9 protein-coding genes are annotated in these 14,843 nt (G+C 71.3%); 5 read left to right on the top strand and 4 right to left on the bottom strand.

The window, feature by feature from the left end; translation table 11 throughout:
• The first annotated feature begins 420 nt into the window (after positions 1–420).
• Positions 421–1,131, top strand: a complete 711-nt coding sequence (locus ABT015_RS02100; protein WP_350875781.1) for a TNT domain-containing protein — start codon at positions 421–423, stop codon at positions 1,129–1,131.
• 75 nt (positions 1,132–1,206) lie between these two features.
• Here ABT015_RS02100 and ABT015_RS02095 read toward each other — a convergent pair whose 3' ends face one another.
• Positions 1,207–7,560 carry a hypothetical protein gene (locus ABT015_RS02095; RefSeq protein WP_350875779.1) on the bottom strand — a complete coding sequence of 2,118 codons (6,354 nt, stop codon included), beginning with the start codon at positions 7,558–7,560 and terminating at the stop codon, positions 1,207–1,209.
• The gene (locus ABT015_RS02090) at positions 7,557–8,510 is read right to left on the bottom strand and encodes a phosphorylase family protein (protein WP_350875777.1); all 954 of its coding nucleotides are present in this window, start codon (positions 8,508–8,510) and stop codon (positions 7,557–7,559) included. The genes ABT015_RS02095 and ABT015_RS02090 overlap by 4 nt, the downstream gene beginning before the upstream one ends.
• Before the next feature lie 191 nt (positions 8,511–8,701).
• Between ABT015_RS02090 and ABT015_RS02085 the strand changes: the two genes are divergently transcribed.
• Positions 8,702–10,807: a hypothetical protein gene (locus ABT015_RS02085; protein WP_350875775.1), complete on the top strand. Its 2,106-nt coding sequence runs from the start codon at positions 8,702–8,704 to the stop codon at positions 10,805–10,807.
• Between the two features lie 92 nt (positions 10,808–10,899).
• Here the strand turns inward: ABT015_RS02085 and ABT015_RS02080 are convergent, their stop codons facing one another.
• A complete protein-coding gene (locus ABT015_RS02080) occupies positions 10,900–11,622 on the bottom strand; it encodes a GntR family transcriptional regulator (RefSeq protein WP_350875773.1) in 723 nt (240 codons plus the stop codon).
• A 129-nt stretch (positions 11,623–11,751) separates the two neighbouring features.
• Between ABT015_RS02080 and ABT015_RS02075 the strand changes: the two genes are divergently transcribed.
• Complete coding sequence (locus ABT015_RS02075; RefSeq protein ID WP_350875771.1) at positions 11,752–12,147, top strand: hypothetical protein; 396 nt, start codon at positions 11,752–11,754, stop codon at positions 12,145–12,147.
• Positions 12,144–12,350, top strand: coding sequence for a hypothetical protein (locus ABT015_RS02070; RefSeq protein WP_350875769.1), 207 nt, complete (start codon positions 12,144–12,146; stop codon positions 12,348–12,350). Before ABT015_RS02075 ends, ABT015_RS02070 begins: the two co-directional genes overlap by 4 nt.
• A 47-nt stretch (positions 12,351–12,397) precedes the next feature.
• Here ABT015_RS02070 and ABT015_RS02065 read toward each other — a convergent pair whose 3' ends face one another.
• Positions 12,398–13,996, bottom strand: coding sequence for an FAD-dependent monooxygenase (locus ABT015_RS02065; protein ID WP_350876320.1), 1,599 nt, complete (start codon positions 13,994–13,996; stop codon positions 12,398–12,400).
• A 107-nt stretch (positions 13,997–14,103) separates the two neighbouring features.
• On the opposite strand from ABT015_RS02065, the gene ABT015_RS02060 reads away from it, so the two are divergent.
• Positions 14,104–14,826 carry a TetR/AcrR family transcriptional regulator gene (locus ABT015_RS02060; protein WP_350875767.1) on the top strand — a complete coding sequence of 241 codons (723 nt, stop codon included), beginning with the start codon at positions 14,104–14,106 and terminating at the stop codon, positions 14,824–14,826.
• Positions 14,827–14,843 lie beyond the last annotated feature (17 nt).

Below are 14,843 nucleotides of genomic sequence, written 5' to 3'. Positions count from 1 at the left end.
CCGCCCCGGACGGCACGGCCGTCGATCTCTTCAACAAGTGCAGTACTCTCCCCCGCTGACAGGTGTGCGTTGTGCCATCCGGATGCTACGGCACCACCGAGCAGGCTCCGCAGGTGGTACTGAGCACCTCGACGTGGAGCCCGGCCGTCGAGCCCCATGAGCAGGATCGGCGAGCTGTTCCACCGCCGGCCGCGTGGCCGGCCGCAGGTGCGGCGAGGGCCAGGGCGAGCCCCGCGAGCGCGGCTGCCGCCACCGGGATCGGCCGAACGGGTGGGCACCAGCGGCGTCGACATCTTGTGCGCACACGAAGGCAAATCGCCGTGCGTAACTGTGCGCGGGTCCGGCGGCCACACGGTCCGCCGGACGAGCCGACGGCCGCAGCCCTCGCCGCCCCGCACCCCGAACGGAGTCGCCCCCCCCATGCGCACCCCCGCTCTCGCCGCCCTCTCGCTGGCGGTCGCCCTGCCCCTGACGGGGTTGGCCGCCACCGGCACCGCCGCCGCCCAGTCCTCCGCCTCCCGAGCGGTGCCGATCACGGAGTGCGAGGGCGTCCCCAAGGTCCGCGACGCCGGCGCCGAGAACTACCTCTGCACCCGGAAGGAACTCGGCCCGGTCACCCTGCCGACGGACCCCGTGCTGACCGAACTACTGAAGGGCTACGACCGGCTGGGCGGGGTCACACCGGTGCGCTTCCTGGACTGGTACCGGGACTGGAGGGGGTGGAAGTACCCGGACCACAACGGCTTCACCGACAACAACGGCACCCTCGACATGACCGTACAGAGCATGACGGAGCACCAGAAGCTGGACCGCTTCGGGAACAGCGCCTACGGCTCCTTCCTCGCCCCCGGCGGCACGCCGTTCCCCCGGCGCGCCCTTCCGCCGGACTCCCTCAACGGAGGCGAGGACAACTACCACTGCTTCGAGGTGCAGAGGCCGTTCGACGTCCAACAGGGCCACATCGCGGGCGCCTTCTCCCAGCCGGGCAACGGACTCCAGCAGTGGCTCGACCCGACCCTGAAGCCGGGCGACATCCCGGGCACGTACGACGTCGCCGCCCTCATCACCGCCGGATACCTGACCGAACACGCCGACAAGGACTTCTGCCTGCCGAGCCACAGCCACGCCTGACCCCCACGCGGCCGGACCTGACCCCGCACGCCCGGCAAACGGCAACCGCCCCGCCCGGCAACCCGCTCGGCGGGGCTAGTCGAAGGATGGGCTGACCGAATCGGAGAGTCCGACCGCATCGAGGTCCTTCGCCAGCCAGTTGTAGGCGAGAGCCGTAGCGGGACTGTCCCCGAACACCGACAGAACCTCACGGACGACGCTCCGGCTCGACCATGCGGCCGATTCGGGGCGGAGGTGGCGGAAGTCGGCCTGGCCGTCGACGGAACCGGACCACGGCCAGGAGTCGGGCTCGGCACGGACGTCTTCCACCCGTGTGACATCGACGTGCGACGAGGAACCGAGCGGCAACGGGACGACGACACGCGAGAACATGGGCCCGAAGTCCAAGCCCCGGTCGGTCCCGGCGGGGGGCCAGCTGATCTTGCAGGCGAACCGCACCGGCAGCGCACCACCGAGGAACAAGGTCCGCCGGACGGGAGACAGGTACTCCGCGACGATGTCCTCGTAGACGGAGAGGGCCCCGGAGTAGACCTGTCCGACCAGGTCGATCAGCACCTCCTTGCTGTACGCACTCGAAATGTCGCCCGTCATCTGCTCCAGCGGGACGTCCGGTACCGGATAGGGGCGGTGGATCAACCCGTCACGCGTGATCGGGAGGCTCTGTTCGACGCACTGGTCGCGGAGTCGCGCCAACTGCGACCGCGGCACGACCTCGCCGCGCCGGAACCGCAGCAGGACGGCGTCCGGCACCTGGCGGAAGATCTCGTCGATCGTGGAGACGACGTCAGGGATCGGAACGGGACGGTGCGGCCATGTGCCACTCTGGTCGGTCAGCAGCCGGGAGAGGCTCCAAGCCTCTTCGAGGCGCGCGGTCGGGTTGTCGGGCAGTGGAAAGGCCCTGTGTTCCAGCACCTGTGCCATGCTGCTCTTCACCCAGGACAGGGAGACCCGCCACGGCCAGGCGGGGACATCGGACGCGACGGACACCGAACGGACCGAGGTGATCCTCAGCCCGTCCACTTCGCCTCGTTTCAGGTCCGGTGGGGCAGTGGTCTCGAAGAAGCGCTCACGGCCGTCGAAGGCCGTGGGGTCGGCGAACACGAGGCCGAGGCTGCTGGAACTCTCGCTGCCCGATCCGACCCCGATGGGGATCCCTCGGCCGGTTCCGTCCGAACAACTGAGCAGAGCGCTCGCGCGGCCGACTCCGCCGAGCCAGGCGTCGAGCGTCCCGGACAGGCGCCGGGCGCATTCGAGGGCCTCGGGGTGCGCGACCGTCGATCCGCGGCCGAAGCTCGGGACGGCCTTCTCGGTGATCCATGCGGCCAATCCCGGGTCGACGGCCGTCAGATCGCCCAGCAGAGCCGTCACGCGGTCCCAGGGGCCGCTGGAGACGACGAAGGCCAGGGCGTCCCGCCACCGGTCCCGGCGCTGCGGGGAGAACTCCACGAGCTCCGGCAGTCCGTGGTCCAGGACGTACTGGCCTCCGAAGTACTGTCCCAGCACCGGGAGGGCGAAGGTGAGCGTGCGCTGCCGGTGGACGACCAGTCTGGTCCGGACGAGCCGGAGCTGTTCCTCCCTGGTCCCGGCCTCGCCTGCCGGGACGGCACCACCGGAGTCCAGGGCGAGCCGGCCGAGTCGGCCGAGCAGGGTGTACGTGTCGTCACCGAGTCCCGGGGCCCGCGCGAGCGCCCGTTCGACGAGGGCGGCGAGGAACTCCCCTCGTGACTGGGGTACATCGGAGCCGGCCTTCCGGCAGTCGGCGGCGATCAGCGCGAAGAGCGGCCGGTGCAGTGCGTCGCGGATCTCGGGGTTGGAGTGCCATGCCAGCGTCCGTGGTGCCCCCACCCTGTCGAGGAGGTCGCGGAGTTCGGTGTCCGAGAGTGCGGGCAGGGTGAGGCAGTCAGTGCTCTGGAGGAGGCTGTCGGGGCGGCTGGTGGCCAGGACCTTCCGGCCGGACCCGCCGTAGGCCCAGGCCCGGAGGTCGTCGAGGATCTCCGCCGAGCGCCCGGCACCGAACTCGTCCAGGCCGTCGAGGAAGACCGTCACCTGGTCGTGGCCGCCGGAGAACCGTGCGAGCTGTTCGTCGAGCGCTCCCAGCAGGTCTGACCCACTCGACTTCACGGTGAGGTGGACCGGCAGCGGCGCGCGGGGGTCGTCGACGGCCCGCAGCACCGACGCCCGGTACTCGCGTTCCAGGGCAACGGTCTTCCCCGAGCCGAAGTCGCCGGTCAGAACGGCGATCCTGCGTCCGCCGTGGAATCGCTCGAACTCCCGGCACACGCCGACGGCGCCGTCGTCGGCCAGCTCCTCCGCCTGTTCGGGTGCCAGCCCCACGGCGAGCCAGCGAGTCACCAGCCGTCCCCGGCTGGCGGACAGGCCGGCGAGGAGCGCGTCCCTCCTGGCCGACCCACGCGCCGTGTCGTCGCCGGAGGCCGCCCGCCGAACCTGGCGCGCAGCGGCCGCAGCCCTGTGACCGAGGCCGGTCGGGTGAGCGAACCCGTCCTCGGACGAGGGGAGTTCGGACCTGCCGTTCAGCTGTCCGATGACGTTCGTGTCGATGTAGTGACCGTTGAACTCGTAGTGGTCCCCCAGGACGATCGTTCCCCCCTGTCCGGGGGACGACAGGATGCCGACCAGTTCGTCGAGGGGAACTCCCGACCATCCGGCCGCGGCATAGCCGTTCTGTGCGGCGACGAGCGCGGACTTCAGACCCAGTCGCCAAGGGAATTCCGCGACCAGTGACTTCAGGACACGGAGCGCTTCCGGGGTGCATCTGCGCGTCAGCGTCCGGGGGATGGCGTCCCGCCACTCCACGACCTGCTGCTCGACACCGATGAAATGGGCTCCCACGAGGTAGGCGGCTTCGGTCTCGGCGGACAGGGAGTGCAGCCAGCGGTAGAGCTCGGCCAGTTCGGCCTCTGCCAGCGGTGCTTCGATCCGCTGCCGGGCCTCCTCCGCGGTACAGGCCTGCGCCAGGCCGCGGCTGAACGACTCCGATCTGCCGGTCAGCGTCCGAAGGCGCGGCCACGCCCCGGGGGAGTCCGTCGTCAGCAGCGCCTTGGCCGCCCGCACCGCCAGCTCCCGTCCAGCGGGCTCCTGGAAGTCCGCCACCCCCTTCAGCACCTCGGCCACGAGAGCGTGTGCCGGCTCGCTTCCCGCCGGCAGCAACGCTTCGAGCAGCACCGACCAGGTGTCCAACGCCGCCCTGTCGTCACCCGCTGACTGTCCGGTCCCCTCGACCACCGACCGGGCCAGGCCCTCCATCGCGCGTGCCAACGGCGCGGACCAGTGCGGTTCCAGGAGCCGCAGGTTCCACGGGTGCAGCCCGTGCTCCAGGTCCGCTCGAACACGTCGTTCGACGGTTTCGGCGAAATCGTCCGGAGCGTGCTCGGCGGCGAGGCGCAGGAGCGCCGCCTGCACTTCGCGAAGTGCCTCCTCAGGTGCGGTCGGCGGACTGCACGCGACTGCCGCTGTCCAACGGGACCAGATCTGTTCGGAAACCTCGCCGATTCGGCCGGCCCGGTGCAGGAGGACGAGCGCCTGATGGCCCGCCCAGGCTCGCAGGTCCTGCTTGTCCGTGCCGAGCCAGGAGTCACGGTGGTCGTGCTCGGCCCGGAGGTAGTGCAGCGCGCAGTCCGGAATTTCGGCGAGCTGCTCGGTGGAGAACAGCGCGGCGCCCGGCCAGTCCTTGATGTCACCGCTGTCGCACGCCTCGGTCCTGCCGCCTTCGGGAGGCACTTGGAGGTTCCACAGCAATTTCCAGAAGCTGTCGGTGTCACCGCTTCGGGCACCGGCGAGTGCCGCATGCTGAAAACCGGACAGTTCGGCGGATGCGCCGGCCGTCTCGGACGAATCGCGTTCGGCTTCGGAGTTCATGCGCAGGAAGTCCGCCTTCTCACCATCCAGCGGAACCCCCTCGAAGATCCACTTCAATCGCGCCCAGGTCGGATCCTCCCGCCGCTCCCAGAGGAGTTCGAAAGCCTTCCGGTCGTCGTGGCGGTAGAGGTGGAGCGCGAGGGTCGCGTAGGCTTCCGCGGCCTCCGGCTCGCCGGCCCGCACCGCCCTCTCCCCCTGGTCCAGGACCCACCCGAAGTCCTCCGCCCTCGCCAGGCTGCACAGGGACCCACGATCCGGTGCCGCCCACCGGGGGCGGGTGAGCTCCCACAGCACCACCACGGACGATCGACCGTCGCTGAGGCTCTCCCTGACCAACGCGTCCACGAACGCCAACCGGCGGGACCGGGCCGCGGCGGCATCGCAGACGCCCGGCCCGGTGTCGTCCATGCCGCTCGGACAGGAAACCCGCGCATGCCGCCGGAGGCGCCCGGCGACGATCACCGCCGCCTGCGGACAGAGCGCCGCGGCACGCTCGGAGCTCAGCACGCGATCGACGACCGCGTCGACGAACTGCTCCACCGCCGGATCGTCCGAACCGGGGAACCCGGAGTCCCGGGCGACCAGCCGGCGCAGCAGACCGGCCGCCTGCTCCTCGTCGCAGTCGGCCACCAGAACTCGGAGGAACGCGCGATAGCTGCCGTACAGCTGGGTGTTCCGCGGTGGTCGCAGCACCCTCAGCACCGCCGCGAGGTCGAGATGACCGGGCCAGAGTCCGGTCAGCAGGACGCCTCGGAGCTCATCGTCCGGATCGACGCGCGCGGCGTACTCGTCGTCCTCCAGGGAACCGAGCAGGGGCCGCAGTTCAGTCGCGGCCAGCTCGGGGGCGCAGGCGAACGCCGCGCTCATGGCGAGCCGGCGCTCGGTCGCCGGCCAACGGTCGTCGCGGCACAGCGCGAGCAACGGGACCACCAGGGCCGGCGCGGCGCAGCCCCGGGCGAGCTGCAGAGCCACCCGTACCCGCGCCCGCATCGGCCAGTCGTCGTCCAGCGCGGTCGGGTCGCCCACCAGGGCCGCCCGGAGTTGCTCCCCCAACCGTGGGTGCAGCAGGCTCCAGCGGGTGAGCTGCCACCGGTTGGGGCTCAACTCCACCTCGGCCGCGTCCTCCAGGAGCCGGGCCACGATCAGCTCGCGCATCGCATCGGACCGCACCAGCGAGCTGTGGACGGTCACGCTCTCGGGATCCGCGTCGGCCAGCCATCCGACGTGCTCCGGATCGAGGGCGACCAGCCAGGCCGCCGTCTCGCGCAGGGGCGGAGGGATGCGGGCCGCGCTCGCGCCCGGGATGTCGACCAGGAAGAGCGCCTTCAGCTGCCGGCGCGTCAACCGTCGACGCACCAGGTAGGAGGCGGCGAGATAGGCCGACAGCGACGAATGCCGGAACGCGCTGCGTTCACGGTTGGTCGCGGTGAACAGGGCGGTGTGAAGCACCTCCCGCACCGCCGGCGGGGTGACCTGGAAGCGGTCCCCCGGCGCGGTCTCCTCCTCTCCCCCGGCCACGTCGTCGATCTCCAGGTCGAGCCGGTGCAGCTGATCGCGGTGCGCGGGCTCGTGCCAGAGCGTCCGTCGTCCCGACAGCAGCATCCGGGCGGCGATCCGGCCGGCGATCTCCACGCGCTGCTTGGGCAACGTCTGCGGTGGGCCCGGGGTGTTGCGTCCGGGATCGTGTTCGGCGGCCAGCAGCCGGGCACCGCTCGCGAAGAGTCCGTGGGGATCGCCGCTCAGGCCGTCGTTCTCCCGGCAGGAACGGACGAGCAGTTCCAGCGTCAGCGGCGCGCTGGCCAGGGCGCCCGCGCCGACCGACACCGCGGCGGTCACGAGTTCCCCGCCGTCCGTACCGGTGCTGTCGACCAGGCGCACGGCCTCGGCACGGGACAGTGGCGCGAGGTCGACGAACAGGCAGTCGCTGAAGTGTTCGGTGAGTACGTCGGTCAGCCGCGGGGGCCAGTCGGCGGTTCGGCAGGCCAGCAGCAGCCGCAGGCCCGTGGTGTCCCTGCCGTTCAGCGACCTCGCCAGGGCGCCGTGCAGGGGGAGCAGCCGGGGGCTCTCGTCCAGTTGGTCCAGCACGATGGTCAGGCGGCGGGCGGCTGCCGTCCGTGATGCCGCCCGGGGCGGCTCCGACGCCGTACCGTCGCCGCTCCGGCGGGGCTTGCGGGGCAGGCCGTCCAGGAACCGTCCGACCAGCTGCTGGTAGGAGTACTCGGTCAGCTCGGAGCCGTCGACCCAGACGTAGCTGTCCGAGGCCTCCGGATCCGCCGGATCCGCCGGATCCAGCGGTGTCAGGTCCTCGACCAGCCGCCGCAGCACCGTCGTCTTCCCGCCTCCGGGCTCGCCCAGCAACACCATGGCCCCGGCTCCCGCCACTTCCTCCGGCCTCAGCAGGGCCCCCGGGAGCACTTGACCGTCCACCGGCCGATATCCCGCCTCCTCGTCCAGGAAGCCGTCGTACCCGAGCGGAAACAGGTCCTCGACCGGATCGCTGCCCGCTCGGACCCGGCACAGCCGTTCGGCCTGGACCTGGAACAGACTCCTCAACGATCACCACCCGGGTGGGGCCGCTCCGCACGGCGACCTGCTTGTCTGCCCGTCACCGTTTGCCTGCCCGTCACCGTCGAACCCGTGAAGACTCCGTTGAACTCGTAGTGGTCACCGCCGTAACGGCGATCACCGCCGGTCCTGCCCGCAGGACGGTCCCGTGCTGCGGCGGACGTGGCGGCGGACGTGCCGCCACCTGGACCGGCCGACTGCCTCGGAGGGAGGCCGGCGATCACGGACGACACCGCGGCGGCAGCGGAAGCAGCCGCTCTCGATCGCGACCCGTCGGCGTCGACGGCTCGTCCGGCATCCTGCGCACGACCGCCCACCCCGCACACCACCAGCGTCTGGCGGGCACGGCGCAGGTACGCCACGGCGGACCCTGCGCTCCCGTCGGCGACCGCCACCGCGTCCTGGTGGTCGTTGCTCGACCGTTCGGCCACCTCTGCGGCCGTCACGTCGACCGTCACGTCGATCGGGACGTCTCCGGAAACGATGGGCTCGAAGTGGACGGCCGGTCTCCCGGTCAGGAGCACCCCCGGAGCGATCCGGTCGCGCCATCGCCCGTCGGCGAGAGCTGCCGAGGCATCCTGCACCAGGGACACCGGTGGCTGCCACGGCCGTGGAGAGCCGCCGAGCCCCTCGGAGTACGGGCCCACCGGTTCGTGACGCACCTCGGTGGCGACCACGACGTCGCCCAGCGCGATGTCGTCCTCCAGGCAGTTCACGACATCGACGAAGAACAGGGCCGCGGGTTCGGTTTCACCGACACGTTCGGCAATCACCGCGGCGGCCCGGTCGTACCCGCTGACGAGGACGGGCGCGACCCGCCACGAACTCCCGGCCAGCCGGCCGCACGCCACGAACTCCCCTGCCCCGACCGGCCATCGCTCCACCTCATCGAGCTGGCGCAGAACTGTCTGGTACATCACCGGCAGGGTCGTCAGCACGGTCACCGCTCCCGAATACCCGCCCACCCATGCACCCTTCGTCACCCTTCCTCCCTTCACCGCAGCGGTCCGGAGCGACCGTGCAGACGACTTTCGAGCTGCCAACTTCCCTGTATACCAGTCTTGTTGATCATCGCAATCGAATCCCGGCGTTTACCCATCGTTACCTCGAAACCCGCTAGTGTCCGGCCATGGCCAACCCCCCGGACACGCATCCCGACGAGGCGGCGGACGAGGAGTGCGGTGCCGGTACCGGTACCGGTACCTCGTTCGAGGACCTGGCCGACCTCCTGAGCGCCGGCGATCGGACCGGCCCGGTCATCTACGCGCCGCACGGAAACATCAACACCGGTTCGGTACACGGCGACCAGCGCATCCTCAACGAACACGCGGCTCATCATGAGGACCCTCACCTACACGTCCGCAGCGGCCCGATCCCACCGGCGGAGCTCGCCGATGCGCAATCGGGCTTCGCGGAACCGGACTGGTTCACCGGCGCCCTGGCGTCACCCGGAGCGCGGCTGTTCTTCCTCACCGGGCGGCCGGGGACGGGACGGCGCACCGCGGCCGTCAACCTGCTGCTGCGCCTGCTTCCGCGCCGCAGTCGACCGGACAGCACGCTGTGGGCCGTCGACGGCGGTACGGACCTGTCGTCGTGGCGGCCCCGGCGAGGAGCGGCCGGCGGCTACCTGCTGGACGACCGGCAGGCCCCACGCCCCTTGAGGCTCAGCACCGTGCATCATCTCCGGCAATCGCTGGACAGCGCCGACGCCTACCTGGTGATCGTCGTACCCGACAGCCCCGAACTCGTCCGAGGTCTGGAACACGAGCTCCACGTCAGCCCGCTGAGACACCGACCGCCCGTCCCCGAAGCCGTGTTCGCGACCCGCCTCGCGGCCGCAGTACCGGACCCGAACGAACGCGACCGGCTGCTCGGAGGCCTGGCGCCCGGTCTGCTGGACTCCCTGCTCGTCCCCGAACTGGTACCCGCCGAAGTCGCCGAGCTGGCGACGGCGGTGGCCACCTCGGCCGGGGAGCCCCCGACACTCGGCAGTCTGCGGGAGCGACTGGACCTCCTCGCCGACAGCGAAGCTCCCCGCATCGTCGCCGAGTTGCGCGCGAACCCGCACGCCTTGGCGTTCCTGCTGGCCGTCTGCGTCTTCGAGGGCCTCGACTACCGGGTCGTCCAGGAACAGGCAGAACGGCTCCTCGGCATCGTCGACGGCGCTCCTCGGACCGTGCCGAAGAACCGAGGCGACGGAAGCCCACAGCTCTGCACCGATCCCGGATTCGTCCTCGCGTGGCCGTGGGAGGAACTGCTGCACATCGTCCGCGCGGAGCGGATGCCGCCGGAGATCCGCACCGGGCCACCTCGCCCCCGGACGCCGGAGCCGGTCCGATTCACGCGACACCGGCAGGCGCAAGCCGTCCTACGACATGTCTGGCGCGAGTACAGCGACCTCGCCGCCGCGCTGACCACATGGCTCGAACACGTCCCCGACACTGCTGAACTGACCGCGGCGGCCGGCCGCGCCCTGGGCCTGGCCGCGGGTTGCGGCGTCGGTTCCCGGACGTTCCGGCGGATCGGCGCCCTCGCCGCGTCGGGACGCGGCGCCGACCGGGCGATCGCGGCCCATGCCCTGAGTGCGGCGGCCAACGATCCGGCTCTGACTGAACAAGTCGACTCCTTTCTGAACCAGTTGAGTCGGAGCCACGATCCGCGCCTTCGCGTCACCCTGGCCCACGTCTGCGGCACCTCCTTCGGACGCTCTCGACCGGATCGTGCCATGGAGCTACTCCTACGGGCCGCCCACGGGCCCGGCGGTGAACCCAGCCTGCCGGTCCAACGCGCCGTCCGTCCCTCCGTGGTGAGCCTGTTCACCTCAGGCAGCCGGCCGACGGTGGTGCGGCACCTGGCGAGCTGGCTGCGGCAGAGCGAGGCCGACGCCGAATCGGCCCTGCGCCTCTTTCCGCATCTCCTGGCGGATCCCCTCACCGAGGCGTCCTGGTTCCACCATGAAATCCTCGCCGAGGGCGATTGCCTGCAGCCGATCGTCGAACTGATCCGCCGCAGCCTGGAGCACGACGGGGTCTTCGACCTGACCTGTCGGCACCTGGTCCGATGGTGCCGCCCCGCTCCGACCGGTCGCCGGAGCGGGGCCGTGGAAATCCTGTTCCGCGAGCTGGCCCGGCACCCAGGACGCGGGACACGACGACTGGCCACCGTCCTCGCCCCGGACAGCGACCTCCTGCCGGCCGATCGCCGGAGCGAACCCGGGACGACCCGGGGCACATGACGGCCCTCACCCGCCGTACGCGGCCGGGCGGTTCGTTCGTCGGTGGCGCAGGTGTCGGTGGCGCAGGTGTCGGGGGCTCAAGTGTCGGGGGCTCAGGCGCCGTACTCGTAGCCGATCGTGACCCGGGCCGGGACGACCCAGAGGCCGAACTCGATGACGCCCTCGTGGTCCGACCAGCGATGCACCCCACCCAGGACCGGAGACCCCACGCGAAGACCCAGGGCCGATGCCTCTCGGGCATCGCACTCCCGGGCGTGCATGTCGTCCCGGGCATGCGTGATCGTCCGGCCGGACGCGTCGAGCACTTTCGCAGTGAGACCCGCGTTCTTGCCGGGCGCCGTCGAGAGCAGATCCGGCACCAGCGCGGCGAAGTGCGCCGGGTACCAGACGACCGCCAGCATGGTCCGGATCCTGGCCCGGCCCGCGATGTACTCGCGCCTGACAAGCTGATCGCCGGGATCAAGGTTGAAGATGTCCTGCACGTACAACGGGGGTACCACCAGCTCGGCGGCGGTGACCCGGCTGGTTTCGCCCTCCATCAGACTGGACCTGAGCCGCTGGACCGTGGTCAGCCGGTCCCGCCCCGTCGCGGTCGACGTCACCTCGTCCGCGACGAACGTGCCACGCGGGCTCGTCCTGATGAGCCCTTCCACCAACAGCTGGTTCAGGGCCCTGCTGACGGTTGCTGCGGCGACGTTCCACCGCTGGCACATCTCCCTGTTGGTCGGGAGCCTCTCGCCTGGAACGAGTTCGCCCGTGAGTATCGCCTGCCGGTAGTGGTCGGCGATCGCGGTGAACGTCTTGGGGCCGGCCATGCGCTACTCCTCCATCGAGGTGATAGTCACTCAGGAGCACACTAGTGCACCGACGTTGAAGCCGACAGCACTTCTCCTCGCTCTACCTTCTGACCTAGGACACAGGTTGAGTGCTCTAGGGAGTTCGCAGTGGCGGTTGACAAGAGGTCTCGCGCGACGACCTGCCGGCCGAAGGCCGGCGAGGTCGTCAAGGACCTTGCAGACACAGGCATCAAGCGCTTCCAGGTGGTGATCTACCTGGCCAAGGCCAGTCCCGCCTTCCCCGAGTTGGAGATGCGCAGCTGCCAGGAGTACGCGCTCGGCTTCGGGTGGGCGGTGGCCCTCACCGTCGTGGATGACGAGATGGAGAAGCCCCCGGAGCAACGTCCCCTGCTTCTGGCCGCCTTGCAGACGATCCAGAGCATGGGCGCCGGAGCGATCCTGATCCCGTCCAGGGCGACCGTCTCCCCCATCGACGGCGAGTTCGACGAGTTCTCCCGGCGGGTCGAGAAGGCCGGCGGGTTCGTCCAGGTGACCCGCCGATGAGCCGGCGGTACGGGATCGTTCCCGCCGACGCCGCTCACGGGGCCTCGTACCCGGTCTGGGTCATCCGGGACCACGAGACCGGTCAGCTGGTGAAGGCGCTGCCGCCCCGCTCCGAACCGCTGCGCTTCTACTCGTACGATCGAGCGGAGCGATGGGTGAGCGCCGAGGAGAAACCTCGTCCGGACTTCACGACCGCCGGGTGACCGTCCAAGCCACTCCAGGTTCCGGGGGCGGTCGGAGGGTTCGGAGTTCAGCGCACCGGCTCGGGCTGCGGCGAGGGGGACGGCTTGCCCGCCCAGCGGTGCAGGGCGGCTTCGAGGCCGGCAATGACGGTATCGGTGGTGGCGGTGTCGGTGGTGTCGCAGGCCCAGGCGACCACTCCGTCCGGGCGGACGAGGACTGCGGTCGGCGTCGCGTGGTCGCCGGGCACAGCGGTCACAGTGGCCACCCGCCCGGCCCAGCCCGCGGCGAGGCGGGTGAACGCGCCGTCCGCCGTGCGGTCGAGCAGCAGGAACCCGCCGCCGTGGCCGTGGTCGACCAGTCGGGAGCCGTCGCCCAGCCACAGGTCGGGGACGTGCCGCCCGACCAGGGGGTGGTCGCCGGGCAGGTCGATGCGCTGCGCCACCCCGGAGATCTTCTTGACCGCGTAGGTCGCGCCCGCCCCGGTGCCCAGCAGGTCGGCGACGACCTCCCGGAGCGCGGCCGACTTGGCGTCCCCGCGCATCACCCCGATCTGGGCCCGCGTCCAGTCCAGCACCCAGGCGCCGAGGGGGCGGCGCTCGGCGTCGTAGGTGTCGAGCAGCCCTTCGGGCGCCCACCCGGCGACGACGGCGCCGAGCTTCCAGCCGAGGTTCATCGCGTCGCCGACCCCGAGGTTGAGGCCCTGGCCGCCGAACGGCGAGTGCACGTGCGCGGAGTCGCCGGCCAGGAGCACCCGCCCCGAGCGGTAGGCCGCGGCCTGGCGGGCGTTGTCGCTCCAGCGGGTCGCGGTGCCACGCAGCGCGGTGAGCGTGACGTCGGTGCCCGAGACCCGGCGCAGGCTGCCCTGCACTTCTTCGAGCGTGACCGGCGCGGAGCGGTCGGCGGGGGCGCCGCCGAACTCCACGGTGACCACCCGTCCGGGCTGCGGCCCGCAGCGGTAGGCGCCCTTGGCCGACCACACCCATCCGTCCGCGAGCACCGTGGGGTCGTCGATGTCGACGACCGCCAGGTGTCCGGTGAGTTCGGGGTCGGTGCCGGGGAAGCCGATGCCCGCGAGGCGGCGCACGGTGCTGCGTCCGCCGTCACACCCGACCAGCCATCCGGTGCGCACCGTGCCGGCGGTGGTGGTGACGAGCACGCCGTCGCCGGTGTCTTCGAGCCCGGTGACCTCCACCCCGCGACGCACCGCCACGCCCAGGCGCGCGACGTGGCCGGCCAGCAGCGCCTCCAGCTCGCGCTGCGGCACCATCCGCGCTCCGTCGACGGCGGTGTGCGCGGCGAGGTCGGCGTCGGACCAGTCCACAAGGCCGGCGTCGAGGACCATCCCGGCGAAGTGCCCGGTGAAGCGGGGTGCGCGTGCCGGCCGGTCGCCGCCGGGCGGCTGGTCGACCGCGCGGGCGAACGACCCGACCCGTTCGAGCTGCTCCCGCTGGACTTGTTCGGCGGCCGGCAGCAGGCCGCGGCGGTCGAGTGCCTCGGCCGTCGGGACGTTGATCGCCCCCGCCTTCATCGACCGGTCCGGCTCGGCGAGTCGTTCGAGCACCTGCACCGTCGCCCCGGTGAGCGCCAGCTCGGCGGCGAGCACGAGGCCCACCGGCCCGGCGCCGACGACGGTCACGTCCACGTCCACGTCCACGTCCACATCCATGTCCTGGTGCTCACGGCTCACGAGCTGGTTCGAGTTCTGGTTCACATTCCTGGTCACGAACAGTGTTCTATAAACGAACGGCGTTCGTGTCAAGCTATGATGGTCCGGTGAACCCGAGAGAGCGACGCGCGGCACGCCACCAGCCGCCGAACCCCGACGCCGGAACCGACCCCAGGCCGCGGCGCCGCAAGGCCCCCCTCACCGTGGACCAGGTCGTCGACACCGCGCTGGACGTCATCGCCACCGAGGGCTACGAGGCACTGACCATGCGCCGCCTCGCCGGCGCCCTCGACACCGGGCCCGCCTCGCTCTACGCCCACGTCGTCAACAAGGCCGACCTCGACGAGCTGCTCATCGGACGGCTGTGCGCCGCGCTCGCCCTGCCCGAGCCCGACCCCGCGACCTGGCGGGACCAGATCCGCGGCGTCTGCACCCGGATCCGCGACCAGTACCTGGACTACCCCGGGATCTCCCGCGCCGCGCTCGCCATGGCCCCCACCGACCTCGAAACCATGCGCGTCAGCGAAGGGATGCTGGCGATCCTGCTCGCCGGCGGCGTCGCGCCGCAGGCCGCCGCCTGGGCCGTCGACGCGCTCCTGCTGTACGTGGCCGCGTACTGCCTCGAAGCCTCGATCGTGCGCCAGCGCGCAGCACACGACGACGACGCGTGGGTCCTCGACCGCGACGAACTGCTGCGCCGCCTCACCGCCCTGCCCGCCGCGGCCTTCCCCCACACCACCCGCCACGCCGCCGAAATCACCGCCGGCACGGGCCACGAACGCTTCGACTTCGCCGTCTCCCTGATGATCGACGGCCTCGGCCGCCGCTAGGCCCTGTCCGACTCCGT

The organism is Kitasatospora sp. NPDC094016 (genome assembly GCF_040304045.1).
GTDB lineage: Bacteria > Actinomycetota > Actinomycetes > Streptomycetales > Streptomycetaceae > Kitasatospora.
Note: the sequence above shows the minus strand (reverse complement) of the source record. Positions and strands in the feature narration are given on the sequence as shown.

What these genes read in the sequence shown, in the direction of transcription:
- ABT015_RS02100 (WP_350875781.1), top strand. Translation starts at nt 421, where the DNA reads ATGCGCACCCCCGCTCTCGCCGCCCTCTCGCTGGCGGTCGCCCTGCCC.
- ABT015_RS02085 (WP_350875775.1), top strand. Translation starts at nt 8,702, where the DNA reads ATGGCCAACCCCCCGGACACGCATCCCGACGAGGCGGCGGACGAGGAG.
- ABT015_RS02080 (WP_350875773.1), bottom strand. Translation starts at nt 11,622, where the DNA reads ATGGCCGGCCCCAAGACGTTCACCGCGATCGCCGACCACTACCGGCAG.
- ABT015_RS02070 (WP_350875769.1), top strand. Translation starts at nt 12,144, where the DNA reads ATGAGCCGGCGGTACGGGATCGTTCCCGCCGACGCCGCTCACGGGGCC.
- ABT015_RS02065 (WP_350876320.1), bottom strand. Translation starts at nt 13,996, where the DNA reads ATGGATGTGGACGTGGACGTGGACGTGGACGTGACCGTCGTCGGCGCC.